Raw genomic sequence first — 12,852 nt, 5'->3', positions numbered from 1 at the left:
GGAAGGGTCAGCCGTTCCCGCTGATGACGAACTGCGAACCGGGCTCCACGAGGACGTTGCCCTCGGCCGAACCGGTGATGGTCACGTTCGTCAGCGTCGCGCTGCCCCTGGCGCCGCTCATGGCGAGGATGCCGGAGCCGTTGTTGGACTTGTCGATCCTCACGTTGGTGATCTTGACGTTCGACATCTCACCGCCACCCGTCTTGAACTGGATGCCGTCGTACGTGGAGTCGTGGATGTCGGTGTCCCGGATCGTGACCCCGGGGATGCCCTGCCCCTGGGCGAACAGGGTGATCGCTCCGAACTCCTGGTCCTCGTTCCAGAACGCGCCGCCTGTCCGGTGGAGGGCGTTGTTGGCGATGAGGGTCTGCCCGGAGAAGGGCAGCGGGTCGTGGTCGGTGGCGAGCATGATGCCCGGGTAGTTCATCGTGTCGGCGATGATGTTGTTCTCGATCGTGTTCCCGTAGCCGCCGTAGACGGCGATCCCGTTGGCCCGCCAGGGCAGCTGGATCGTGTTGTTGCGGAAGTGGTTGTCGTGGCCCACGTCGACGGAGGTGTCCTTGACGTACTTGCTGGCCCACACCGCCAGCGCGTCGTCACCGTTGTTGCGGAAGGACGAGTTGTAGACCGTCGAATTGCGGGTGCCGTTGGCGAAGTTGATGCCGTCGGCGTACGTGTTGCGCACGCGCATCCCGCTGAACTCGACGCCGTCGCCCGGTCCCCACAGCTCGGGGATGTTCGAGTAGTCACGGCCCGCCCAGACACCGACGTTGGCGTGCTCGATCCACACGTTGGTGATCTTGGTGCCCTTCCCGAACCTGCCGTTCAGGCCGACTCCGCCCTCCTGGTTGCCGTCACCGCCCCGGATGGTGCCCGAGCCGAAGACGGCGATGTCGGAGATCTTCGTGTTGTCGTCGATGTCGAAGCCGAAGTTGCCCTCGTGCGGGTGGTTGATGCCACTCGCCAGGTGCGGCGGGGTGAGCGTGTAGAGCTGGGAGTGCCACATGCCCGCACCGCGAATCGTCACGTCCCGGATGCCGACCTGGTTGTGGGTGCCCCGGTTCAGCGGGTCGTCGGTGAGGATCTTCTTCTCCTGGCGCCACTGCCCCGCCGGGATCCACACACACTCGATGTCCCCCTTCTGGTCCGCCGTCACCGCGCGCTGGATGGCGTCGGTGTCCTCCAGACCGTCGTTCGGCACGGCTCCGTACTCGGTGATCGAGACGCAGCTGGACGGTTTGGCCGAGGGCGCCGCAACCTGTTCCAGGTCGATCAGGTCGATGACGTAGAACGAGGCGGTGTCACCGGCGTCCCGCTGGAGGCGGAACTTCGTACCGGCCGGGTAGCTCTGCGCCAGCAGGGCGTTCGATTCGTCGAACAGGCGCCGCGCGTCGGCCTGCGGGGTGTTGGTCAGCCCTTCGGGGTCGTCGGTCTTCCCGTACAGCCAGCTGTGCTTGGAGGACAGGTTGAGCTTGCGGACGAACTGTCCGTCGGCATAGAGACTGATCGTCGCCTCGGCGCCGCCGCCCGAGGGGGCGTCCGGAATCGAATTGCGCACGACGATGGAGTTCGCCGCGTTGGTGGAGGTGAACTCCACGAACTGACCAGTGGAGGAGAGACGCACCGACTTGCGGCCGGAGGACTCCGTGGCGAAGTTGGTGTGCCCGAACGTGCGCTTGGTGTCCGAGGTGAGCAGAGTGCCTTCGTAACGGGCGTCCTCGGCCTCGTACTCGGTGTACGGGACGGCCGCACCTCGTCCGACGACCAGCGACCGGGACAGGACGTTGTTGTTCTCGTTCGTCTCGGCGACGACTCCGGTCGCGTCCGCCGTGGCGGTGAGTGTGACGCCACCGCTGACGGCCGTCCAGGTTCCGCTGATCGGCACCGTGGCACTCGCGCCCGCGGCGATCGATCCTGTGGCGCCGTTCAGTGTGGTGCTCCCGGCGGCCAGGCGGGTGACGCTGCCGGCGGCTACCGCGCTCGTGCCGCGGTTCTGGACCTGTACGGCGAAGGAGACCTGGGCACCCACGGCCGGGGCGGCAGGGCTGGACGTGATGCCGGTGACGACGAGGTCCGGGCCGGGGCTCTGGCCGACGACCAGCTTCGAGGCCGCGGTCCTGCTGTTGTTGGTGTCGTCCTGCTCGACGACCGTATTCGCCGGATCGACGGCGGCGGACACGGTGTAACTGCCCATCGCGCGCTTGCCGACCGGGACCTTGACGGTCGCCGAGGCTCCCGCCGCGAGTGCGCCGACCTGGGCCGAGCCCGCCACGGCGCCTTCCAGGCTGACGTTCACGGCCGTCGCCGCGGACGCGGAGGTGCCGGCGTTGCGAACCGTCGCGCCGACCTCGACCGTGTCCGTCTCGGAGGGCGACGAGGGGGACCAGGTCAGATCGGTGATCGTGAGGTCAGGATTGGGCGCGGCGGCTCCCACGACCTGGAACTCCGCGACCTGGGCGCCGGGCGCTCCGGAGTTGGCGTAGAACTTGAGCTGCACATCGGCGTAGCGGCCGGTCACCGGGATGGTGACGGTGTTCCCGCCCGAGGAGGGGCTGAAGGCGTAGTCGGCGCGCGCCTTGAGCGAGGAGAAGCCGGCGGCGGACTGTTCGCGTCCGAGCACCTCGATGGACTGGGTACGCGCGCCCCACACCTGGTCAGGGTTGAGCTTGACCACGACGCCCTCGACCTCGGCGTTGGATCCGAGCTTCACCGTGAGCGTCGACGGGAAGCCCGCGGACTCCCAGTAAGTGGCCGTGCTGTCGTCGTTGGCGTTCGGTGCGTGGTAGGTCTGCGTCGAGGACGATGCCTCGATCGGCTTGTTACGTGCCAGGTTGGAGCCGTTCACCGGGGGTGGGTCGACCGGGCCCGGGTCCTCGCCGAAGACCTCCAGCTCCGACAACTGGGCGGCGTTCCAACCGCTGTTGGTGGAGACCTGCACGCGCACGAACCGGACGCCGGTCGCCGTGACGGGGATGCTGACGGTGTTCGCATTCGACGGGTCGAAGGCGCGCGCGCCTGCTCCGGACAGGGGGGTGAACGACGTCCCGTCGTCGCTCCCCAACACGCTGAGGGTCTGGCTACGGGCTTCCCAGGCGGAAGGGAGTTTCAGGGCCACCCGGTTGACGTCGGCCTCGGCGCCGAGGTCCACCTGGACCCACTCGGGCAGCGTGCCCGTGGGACCTTCCCAGTACGAGGCCTGGCTGCCGTCCGTGACGTTGCCGGCCGGATAGCCGCCGTGGCTCCCGCCTGCGCGGGCGGTCTTGCCCAGCGCCAGGTTCGGCCCTTCGGCGGCGCCGGCGGCGTGGGCGGGGGTGGGCAGCAGACCGAAGGCTATGGCGCCTGCCAGCACCGAGCCGGCGGCCATGCGCCAGCGCTGGTGTCTCATGCTCATGAAGTCCTCTGATTCCTTGTCCGGCGTCCGGGCGCAGCTCCGTGCCCACCGGGTACACCTGGGTGCCTGGTGGGGTGACGTGCGTACAGATCTGTGCGCCGCGGGCGATGACCACGGCTTTCGCCATGAACCTGACACTGCTCTGGTGGGGGTTGTCGGAGGTTGCATGGAACTTTTGAGTGAATCCGTCGAAATTTTGCGTCGACGAGGTGACAGGTTTCTCTTAGGCTGCTGGTTTGTCAACGGGGCTGACACACATGGGAGTTGTCGCCCGAGGTCTCGCCAGGTCAGCGGGATGCGACGGATCCCGGCTGTAGGAGGCATCGGCGTCGCCGTACGGCAGCCCGGCGCGCGGCGGTCAGCGACGGCCGCGCATCCACGCGTCTACGGGCGCCGGCCGTCGGGCCGGGGAGGCGTCGGGTGCGCGCGGGCTCTCCCTGTGGGGAACCCGGCGATACGTCGGCGCGCCGACGCGGATACCCGCGGGCCGTCCGGGGGGTTCGTGGGGCCGACGCGGGCGCGTACGTCAGGGGGGACAGCGGCGGGGAGTACCCGGCGCCGAGCGGGCGGGTTCCCCGCTCCCGCAGCGCGCTCCGGCTGCCGCCGGGCAGTCGCTCGCGTCAGCGCATGGCCTGAGCGGTGTCCTGCGCCCGTGTGCCGGGCGGCATGACGGGCGCAGGACGCGGCTGCGCGCACGTACGTGAAGGAGTCAGGCCGCCGGGGGCCGTGCCGTGGAGCCGCGTACAACCAGTTCGGGCTCGAAGAGCAGCTCGCCGGGATGCATCTGGGCGCCCTGGATCTGGGCACACAACAGCTCGACGGCCGCCCGCCCCATGGCTTCGATGGGCTGCCGGACGGTCGACAGCGGGGGTTCGGTGCAGTTCATGAACGCGGAGTCGTCGAATCCGACCACCGAAACGTCGGAAGGCACTCCGAGTCCGCGCCGGCGAGCAGCCCTGATCGCCCCCAGGGCGAGAGGGTCGCTCGCGCACACGATGCCCGTCACCCCCCGCTCCAGCAGTCGTGCGGCAGCGGCCTGTCCCCCCTCCAGGGAGAACATCGACTGCTCGATGAACTCCTCGGGCAGTACATGTCCGGCCGCACGGGCCGTTGCACGCGCCGCCTCCATCTTGCGCCGGGACGGGATGTGATCGGAAGGACCGAGGACCAGACCGATCTTCTCGTGCCCGAGCGAGGCCAGGTGGCGCCACGCCTGCTCCACGGCGACGGCGTCGTCGCACGACACGCAGGGGAAATCGAGGCCGTCTATGGGGGCGTTGATCAGCACGACCGGGATCTTCCGCTCGGCCAGGTGCCGGTAGTGGTCATGGCGCGCGTCGGCCTGGGCGAAGAGCCCGCCCGCGAAGACGACCCCGGAGACCTGCTGCTCCAGCAGAAGGTTCACGTAGTCGGCCTCGGAGACGCCGCCCTTCGTCTGGGTGCACAGCACGGGCGTGAGCCCTTGCTGCGCCAGGGCTCCTCCGATGACCTCGGCGAACGCGGGGAAAATGGGGTTCTGAAGCTCCGGGAGCACCAGACCGACCAGCCTCGCCCGCTCCCCGCGCAGCTGGGTGGGACGCTCGTACCCGAGCACATCCAGGGCCGTCAGGACGGAACGGCGCGTCGCGTCCGAGACACCCGGTTTGCCGTTGAGTACCCGGCTGACCGTAGCCTCGCTGACCCCCACCTTCTTGGCCACCTGAGCAAGTCGTCGCGTCATGAGCGCAAGGATAACGCAAGAACCGCAAGTCGATTGCGTCAGCTCAGGCGTATTCATCACCTGGGCGTTTCTTCCGAGCTCAGGTGTGTGAGCGGCCCCTGCGCGTGGAGGCCCTACGGGTGAGTGGTCGTGTTCGGTCACCTTTCCGGTCGGCTTTCGCAAGTTATGACAGGCACCCGCAAGGGCCGGTTCCATGCGTACGGGTTGCCCGTGGGCTTCCACCAGGGAGCGCGTCAAGTCCACAGGTGTGCGGCCCGCGTGGGAGACGGTGCGGTGGAGCGGGCGTCCCGGCGGTGTCATCCCGGGCTGACGGCTGACGGCTGCTCACGTGAGATCGTTCGTCCATGAGTGGCGAACTGGAAGTCAGTGCTCTGGCGATCAATGTGACGATCCCGCAGGCGCTCCGGTGGACGGACACTCGACGCGGTGAGGCGTTCACACTGACCACGCTCAACGTCCGGCTCCTCCCGGACGGTCGGCTCGCCGTGAAGGCATACGGGCGACCGGTCGCCGGTGGCCGGGGCGCGTACGTCTCGTTCCCTGTCCCCGACGACCCCGGACTGGCGGCCCTGGTCGCCGATGCCGCCGACCGTGGCGCGGCGCTGTGGGCCGCTCATCGTGGTCTCGACTGAGTGCGGTTCGACAGAGAGCGTTGTGGCCAACCGGACTACGTCCGAGTGGTGGCCGGGGCGGTTCGGACGCTCGTGCGGTGCGGGTAGCGGGCACGGAGGAACGGGCCCCCATCGCGCTCAAGCCGCATCGCGGCACCTGCCTTCCTGGCCTGGCGGGACTGCCGCAGGGCGAGCTGATCGCTGCCTGGTTCGGCCCAGCCCCGCTGGTGGACAGCACCTTGTGACGGTGCGGACCGCGACCGGCTGCCGGTGACAGGTACCGGCAGCCGGCGCTCGACACGGCCGGCGGGCGGACGGGTCAGGAGGCGCTCTCGTACATCCAGCCCGAACACCCGTTCATGTCATACGTCTGGGTGGTGTATTCACCGAGGTACCCGGGTCACCTTTCGCCCGGCCCCGCCCGGCGAGAGCCGGTTGTCCACGCGGTGCACGGCCGTGGACCGCGGCCGTGCACCGGTGATCAGCCAGGCCGTGTGGAGGTCAGGCCGTGTGGAGGGTCAGGCCGTACCTGCCGAGGATCTCGTTGATCGGTTGGAACCACGTCTCGCCGCCCGAGGAGCAGTTGCCCCAGCCACCGGAGGTGACACCCTGCGCCTGGTCACCGCTGATGAAGGCACCACCGGAGTCGCCACCCTCCGCGCAGACGCTGGTCTTCGTCATCTGGTGGACTGCGCCCTGGCTGTAGTTGACGGTCTCGTTCTTGGCCAGCACGGTGCCGCAGTGCCAGCGCGTCGTGGAACCCGAGCGGCAGATCGAGGCGCCGACCGGGGCCTCGCCCGAGCCGCGAACCAGCCGGTCCGGGGTCGCGCCCCAGCCGAGGACGACCGGTACGGTCCACCAGCCGCTGTGGATGCTCACGTACGCGTAGTCGTCCCCGGGGAACGAAGAGCCCTGGAAGGTGCCCATGGCCGACCCGTCCCAGCCGCGCACCGCCGCCCCGGCCCTCCCGCAGTGACCGGCCGTCACGAACCCGCCGTGCACGGAGAAGCCGATCGAGCAGCGGACGTTACCCGTGTAGTACGGGTCGCCGCCGACGGTGCCCGCAGCGTACGTACGGGGAGCCGTGGCCGCTTCCGCGACGGTGACGGGTCCGTTTCCGCGAGCCTCCTCGACGAAGGAGCGAACGGCGGTCGCGTCCCGCTCGGCACGTACGACCGTGACCACGACGCTGTTGGCCTCGGGGTCGACGTGCCAGCCGGCCACGCCTGCGGGCGCGGAGAGCCTGTCCAGCCGGGCCTTGGCACGGTCCAGCGCGACGGCACTGTGGCGGACGATCCGGGTGTCCGCACCCAGAGCGCGGACGTCGGCCTCCTCGGAGCGGTCGGTGAGGGCGACGACGAGTCGGCCCGTGGCCGGTTCGAACCAGGATCCGCCGTACGCCCCGCCGGCGGTCTTCCGGGCCTTCTGCTCGACGGCTGCGGCGGCCTTCTCGGCGCGGAGCCGCTCCTTCGCCTGCGCAGCGGTCAGTCCGAGGTCCTGACCCATGGCTTCGAAGAGTCCGGCCGAAGCCATGGGTGGGGCGGCGGCGGGGGTGGCCTGGGCGGTACCGGCGTGGGCGCCGCCGAGTCCGACAGTGAGTAACAGGGCCGCTGCGGCGGCACGCAGGGAAGTCGAGCGTTTCACGAGGCCTCCATAGGTGGGGGACGAACGCGTTGAGAGCGCTCTCAACAAAGAGCCGGAAGTCACGTTAGCGGCGATGTAATGTCAGGTCCATACCAAGAACCGAGCCCCGCGCGGCTGGTCGCCGACGGGTGGAACGGGCGTGGACGGAGGAGCCGGGTCAGGCAACCGCTGCGGCCACGAGATGTCACCCGCGTATTCTGCGGCGGGAGTTGCGGGGGACTGTGGCGAGCGGAAAGTTTCAGCGGGGGCAAAGTGGTGCGCGTATTCAAGGCAATGGTCCCGATCCTCGCCCTGGCGGCAGTGGCGGCCGGCTGTTCCTCGTCCGAGGGCAGAGACGAACAGCGGCTGGCCGCGCATCGGGAGAACTACTGCGCGCAGCTGGGCGCGTGGCAGAAGGCGCGGGACGCGGCGCGAACGGAAACGCCGGAGGCGGCAGAGTACGACAAGGCCGGGGCGGTCGCCCAGGACGCCTTCCTCGCGATGCGACCGCTCCGGGACGAACCCGTCGGCGCAGGCCGCACCCTGTCCGAGGCGACGGCGGCAGCGATGAAGAACGGTGACTCCGATGCGGAGGGGCGCGTCGTCCAGTACTGCGCGGACGTGGGCTTCGAGACGCTGACCCGCTAGGAACCGTCGGCGGCCGCTCCGCGACGGGTCGCGGTCGGCTCATCCGATCCGATGCCGCGAACTTCTCTTCCTGGAGGGGGAGTTCAGTGCCGCGTTGCCCGTCCGGAAGGCGACGGTTCCTCGTACGTCTGTTGACGTGTCGCCGTCCCGGCGTCCGCGCGATCTGTCAGCCCCCAGCCAGTCTTCAGCAGGTGTTTGCCCGAGCGGGCCCGGGAGCAACGTCTCAGGCTCGGCGGATCCGCCAGAGCCATGTTGCCGTACCGGCCAGCAGGACGAGCGTCGCGAGGTTGGCCAGGTGAGGTGTGCTGTCGCTCGCCTGGGCGGCGCTGGACGAGATCCAGATGCTGATGGCGGCGGTCGGCAGGACGGCGGTGAGCAGGACGCCGGTGGTCTTCTGGGCCGAGGTCCAGTGCACGGACGTGCAGAGCAGGACCGCGCCGATGACGCGGAACAAGGTGCTGCAGAACTGTGCGGCGGGGACGTCGGGGAGGACCGCCGCGACGAGGAACGGGAGGGTGAGCAGGAGGAGCGGGACCAGCGGGTGCACCTTGCCGCGCCTGGCGGGTGCGAAGGCGCCGCCCTGGTCCGAGGCCCCGGCGGGACCGTGTCCCGCTTCGGCCAGGGCGGTGGCCGCGATCGTGCGGGGGTCCCCGAGTTCAGCCAGGACCTCGCCTATCGGTACGTCGGGGCGTTCGGCGCGCGTCACCTCGATGTGTTCGGCGAGGTCGGCGAGGAGTTCCTGGCGGCGGTCGGCGGGGAGTGCGGAGGCCTCGCGCTCGACGGCGGAGAGGTAGTCGCGTACGGGGTCTGCAGAGGTCTTCATGCGGGGTCTCCGGTCGTGGGGTTCGGGTGCGTCAGGAAGGCATCGACGGCGTCGCGGAAGCCGGGCCAGATCCGGGTGAACTCGTCGAGTGCGGCGCGGCCGCTGTCCGTGAGTGCGTAGTAGCGGCGGGGCGGGCCGGAGGCGGACTCCTGCCAGGTGGTGGTGACCAGGTCGTCGCGGCGGAGCCGGGAGAGCAGCGGGTAGACCGTGCCCTGGCTGGTGGCCAGGGCGCCGGAGTCCTCCAGGGCGTGGAGGAGTTCCACGCCGTAGCGGGGGCGGTCCCGCATCAGGGCGAGTACGCAGTACTCCAGGACACCCTTGCGCAGCTGGGCGGCTGCCCGGGCCTGCTTGGTCGAATCACCTGGTTCCATGCGATGCAAGATACCTGGTCCGGCAAGTGAATGGGAAGGCGGGTGGGTTGTGGGGCCGATAAGGCGGGCAAAGGGGTGAGGGCCCGGGCGCCGCACAACCGCCCCCGCGAGCCTGGCCGTTCGGCACGGCTGTTACACAACGATCATTGAGTGCGTCCGAGCGGCCCCGGCATCATTAAGCGCCCCGGGGTCGTACACGTATCCGAATACGCCCCGTGCGGGCTGGGCCTTCGCCCGCCCGATTCACTCCTGACCAGGGGCAATCTTGCGCAAACGATCAAAGCAGGTGTACGCCGTCGTGGCTGCGGCCGCCGTCGCACTGACGGCCGGCGTGACCGGCCCGGCCTCGGCGAGAACCAGCGGCCAGGAGACGGCGTCTCCGTTCTCCGCCAGGGACTTGGGGGCATCCGGCAGGACGATGCACACCGTCACCCTGATCACCGGCGACCGGGTCGTCGTGGACTCCCGTGGCCGGGTCGGTGGAATCCAGCGGGCGAAGGGCCGGGAGGACGTACCGTTCTTCACCCGGACCCAGAACGGCCGTACCTATGTGGTGCCGCGTGACGCCCGACGGCTGATCGCCGACGGCACGCTGGACGAGCGGCTGTTCGACATCACCGGACTCGCCAAGGCCGAGAGCCGCAAGTCACACAGGGCCGGGCTCAAGGTGATCGTCGGCTACCGGGGTTCGGCCGCCGGCTCCGCCCGCGCCGACGTGCGGTCCTCCGACGGCACCACCGTCCGCCGGACCCTGTCTGCCCTCGACGCGGATGCCGTCACCGGCGCCACCGCCGGCACGAGTTCACTGTGGAACGCCTTGACCCGTGAGAAGGACAACGGTTCGGCAGCGGCGACCTCCGGCATCGCGCAGATCTGGCTGGACGGCGTACGCAAGGCATCGCTCGACCGCAGCACCGGCCAGATCGGGGCACCGGCGGCCTGGGCCCGCTCGTACGACGGGGCAGGTGTGAAGATCGCCGTCGTGGACACGGGGATCGACGCGACCCACCCCGACCTGACGGGCCGGGTGGTGGCGGAGCGTAACTTCAGCGGCTCCCCGGACGCCCGCGACAGGGTCGGACACGGCACGCACGTGGCCTCTGTGGCGGCGGGTACGGGGGCTGAGGACGCCCGGTTCAAAGGCGTGGCGCCCGCAGCCCAGTTGATCAACGCCAAGGTGCTCGACGACCGGGGCGTCGGTGAGGACTCCGCCGTTCTCGCGGGTGTCGACTGGGCCGTGGCCCAGGGTGCCGACGTCATCAACATGAGCCTGGGCGGCCCCGACACCCTTGGGATCGACCCGCTGGAAGCCCAGGTCAACAAGCTCTCGACGGAGAAGGGCGTCCTGTTCGCGATAGCCGCGGGCAACAGTGGGCCGGGGCGGGGCACGGTCGCGTCGCCGGGCAGCGCGGACGCGGCGCTGACGGTGGGCGCCGTCGACGACGACGACCGGATCGCCGACTTCTCCGGCGTCGGGCCCCGCACCGGGGACGGTGCCGTCAAGCCCGACGTCACCGCGCCGGGCGTCGCGATCACGGCGGCCGCGGCTTCCGGTATGCCGGGGCAGGACCCTCCCGGGTACGTCAGTCTGGACGGCACGTCGATGGCGACCCCGCACGTCGCGGGCGCCGCGGCGATCCTCAAGCAGAAGAACCCCACGTGGACGGGTGCCCAGATCAAGGCCGTCCTGATGGGCTCGGCCAAGGGCGGCCCCCACTCCGTCTTCCAGCAGGGTGCGGGTCGGCTCGCAGTCGACAAGGCGATCGATCAGACGCTCGTCTCCGAACCGGGCTCGGTCAGCCTGGGTATCCAGCAGTGGCCCCACACCGACGACACCCCCGTCACCGAGCAGGTGAGCTACCGGAACAACGGCACCGCCGACGTGACGCTGGATCTGTCGCTGGCGGAGCCCACCGGCGGAGACGGGCAGCCTGCCCCGGAGGGGTTCTTCACCCTCGACGCGCAGCGGATCACGGTCCCCGCGGGCGGCAGTGCCACCGTGGACCTCACGGCCGACACCCGGATCGGCGGTACGGTCGACGGTTCGTACTCCACCACGGTTGTCGCGTCCGGAAGCGGCCAGACCGTGCGCACCGCGGCCGCGGTGGAGCGCGAGAGCGAGTCGTACGACGTCACCTTCAACACCATCGGCCGCGACGGTGCGGCAAGCACCACCTGGCACGCGGACCTGAAGGGCTACCGCGACTCCGCCGCGGGCCAGCGGTTCTTCCCCGACCTCTCGTCGGGGTCCGCGACGGTCCGGCTGCCGCGCGGTACCTACAGCCTCGCCGCTGACATGCTGGTCGACCCCGCGGCCCCGGGCAAGGGTGCCGATCTGATCAACAATCCGCAGCTCTCGGTGAACGGTCCCACCACGGTCACCCTCGACGCCCGGACCACCCGGCCCGTGAACTTCGAGGTACCGGACGCGGCCGCACGCCCCACGCGTGCCGGAATGATGTACACGCTGAGCACACCCGAGTACTTCATCATGGAGGGGGGTGAGTTCAGCGGCTTCGACAACCTGCGGACCGCGAACCAGGGTCCCAAGATGGACGACGGTGCCCTCACCCAGCAGTGGTCCGCTCACTGGGAGCGGGGCACCAGCGAGTACAACGTCCTCACCGGCGGCCCGGTCCAGGAGCTGGCCACCGGCTACAGCAAGACCTACACGCTCAAGGACATGGCCCTCGTGAAGGCCAGGATCGGGTCGTCCGCTCCCGGCCTCCAGGGCGCACTCGCGGCGCACGGCGTACTGGACTACGGAGGCGGCTACGACGCCCCCTTCGCCGTGCAGGCGGCACCGGGTACGCGCAACGTCTACCTGTCCACGGCCGACGGGGCCGCCTGGAACATCGCCGCTGGTGTACTGGGCGAGACGGACCCGGCCGGATACCGGAGCTTCGACGCGGCGTACGACCTCGGCGGGCCGCAGCGGTTCGCGGCGGGGGTGACGTACACCGAGAGCTACAACGTCGGTGTCCTCGGGCCGCGCATGACGGCGAACGACGGGATCGTGCGCGACGGCGACGACATCTACGGCGCGTTGCCGCTGGTCAGTGACGGGGCGGGCCATTCCGGGTTCGTCGAGTACTCGGGTGCGAGCACCACCGTCCACCGCAACGGACAGCTGTACGCGCAGAAGGACGTCGCCATCGACCAGGAGCCCTTCACGCTGCCGTCGGACTCCGCCGCGTACAAGGTGTCGACCACGATCCACCGGAACCCGAGGTTCAACCGCACCGGAACCCGGATCGACGCCTCGTGGACCTTCAACTCGGCCCGCACGGAGAGCCCGACCACGCTCCCGGCCTCCATGGTCCGCTTCCTGCCGCAGCTCGCGCTGGACTCCACCGTTCCGGCGGGCAGCAGGCAGACCGTCCCCGTCCAGGTGCAGGGCGCGGCGGCCGGCGCCAACCTGAAGGCGCTGCGAGTCCTGGTCTCGTACGACGACGAGAACTGGCTGCAGGTCCCGGTCAGCGCGAACAGGATCACGGTGCGCGCCCCGGAGAAGGACAAGGCGATCTCGCTGAAGGCCGTCGTCACCGGCAAGGACGGCAACCGGTCGGCGGTCACGATCCACAACGCCTTCTTCGGCAAGTAGGCGGGCGCCTGGCCGAAAACGCCGGTGCCGCACGATCGGGTGGGACTCGAAGGTGCGGGCC

General features: G+C 69.9%; 8 protein-coding genes. 3 read left to right on the top strand and 5 right to left on the bottom strand.

What is annotated here, in order from left to right; all coding sequences use genetic code 11:
- Window positions 1-7: 7 nt before the first annotated feature.
- Entirely contained in the window at window positions 8-3,385 is a 3,378-nt protein-coding gene (locus AB0C82_RS24895; RefSeq protein WP_362845965.1) for a CARDB domain-containing protein, read from the bottom strand.
- A gap of 715 nt (window positions 3,386-4,100) precedes the next feature.
- Complete coding sequence (locus tag AB0C82_RS24890; protein WP_362845821.1) at window positions 4,101-5,111, bottom strand: LacI family DNA-binding transcriptional regulator; 1,011 nt, start codon at window positions 5,109-5,111, stop codon at window positions 4,101-4,103.
- Between the two features lie 344 nt (window positions 5,112-5,455).
- Here AB0C82_RS24890 and AB0C82_RS24885 point away from each other — a divergent pair, with 344 nt between their 5' ends.
- Window positions 5,456-5,743, top strand: a complete 288-nt coding sequence (locus tag AB0C82_RS24885; RefSeq protein WP_362845819.1) for a hypothetical protein — start codon at window positions 5,456-5,458, stop codon at window positions 5,741-5,743.
- 480 nt (window positions 5,744-6,223) lie between these two features.
- Here AB0C82_RS24885 and AB0C82_RS24880 read toward each other — a convergent pair whose 3' ends face one another.
- The gene (locus AB0C82_RS24880) at window positions 6,224-7,366 is read right to left on the bottom strand and encodes a S1 family peptidase (RefSeq protein WP_362845817.1); all 1,143 of its coding nucleotides are present in this window, start codon (window positions 7,364-7,366) and stop codon (window positions 6,224-6,226) included.
- Window positions 7,367-7,618: 252 nt separating this feature from the next.
- Between AB0C82_RS24880 and AB0C82_RS24875 the strand changes: the two genes are divergently transcribed.
- On the top strand, window positions 7,619-7,993 hold the full coding sequence (locus AB0C82_RS24875) for a hypothetical protein (RefSeq protein ID WP_362845815.1): 375 nt from the start codon (window positions 7,619-7,621) through the stop codon (window positions 7,991-7,993).
- A gap of 223 nt (window positions 7,994-8,216) precedes the next feature.
- On the opposite strand, the gene AB0C82_RS24870 is transcribed toward AB0C82_RS24875, so the two are convergent.
- Entirely contained in the window at window positions 8,217-8,816 is a 600-nt protein-coding gene (locus AB0C82_RS24870; RefSeq protein ID WP_362845813.1) for a hypothetical protein, read from the bottom strand.
- Window positions 8,813-9,187 (bottom strand): PadR family transcriptional regulator, encoded by a 375-nt coding sequence (locus AB0C82_RS24865; protein WP_362845811.1) that lies wholly within the window; start codon window positions 9,185-9,187, stop codon window positions 8,813-8,815. Before AB0C82_RS24865 ends, AB0C82_RS24870 begins: the two co-directional genes overlap by 4 nt.
- A gap of 265 nt (window positions 9,188-9,452) precedes the next feature.
- On the opposite strand from AB0C82_RS24865, the gene AB0C82_RS24860 reads away from it, so the two are divergent.
- A complete protein-coding gene (locus tag AB0C82_RS24860) occupies window positions 9,453-12,791 on the top strand; it encodes a S8 family peptidase (RefSeq protein WP_362845809.1) in 3,339 nt (1,112 codons plus the stop codon).
- The last annotated feature ends 61 nt before the right edge of the window (window positions 12,792-12,852 follow it).

The sequence above is a fragment of the Streptomyces sp. NPDC048560 genome (genome assembly GCF_040650955.1).
Classification (GTDB): Bacteria; Actinomycetota; Actinomycetes; order Streptomycetales; family Streptomycetaceae; genus Streptomyces.
The sequence above is the reverse complement of the archived record's forward strand: the minus strand, read 5'-3'. Positions and strand labels throughout refer to the sequence as shown.

Coding starts and splice junctions, on each gene's coding strand:
- AB0C82_RS24895 (WP_362845965.1), bottom strand. CDS start 3,385: ATGAGACACCAGCGCTGGCGCATGGCCGCCGGCTCGGTGCTGGCAGGC.
- AB0C82_RS24890 (WP_362845821.1), bottom strand. CDS start 5,111: ATGACGCGACGACTTGCTCAGGTGGCCAAGAAGGTGGGGGTCAGCGAG.
- AB0C82_RS24885 (WP_362845819.1), top strand. CDS start 5,456: ATGAGTGGCGAACTGGAAGTCAGTGCTCTGGCGATCAATGTGACGATC.
- AB0C82_RS24870 (WP_362845813.1), bottom strand. CDS start 8,816: ATGAAGACCTCTGCAGACCCCGTACGCGACTACCTCTCCGCCGTCGAG.
- AB0C82_RS24865 (WP_362845811.1), bottom strand. CDS start 9,187: ATGGAACCAGGTGATTCGACCAAGCAGGCCCGGGCAGCCGCCCAGCTG.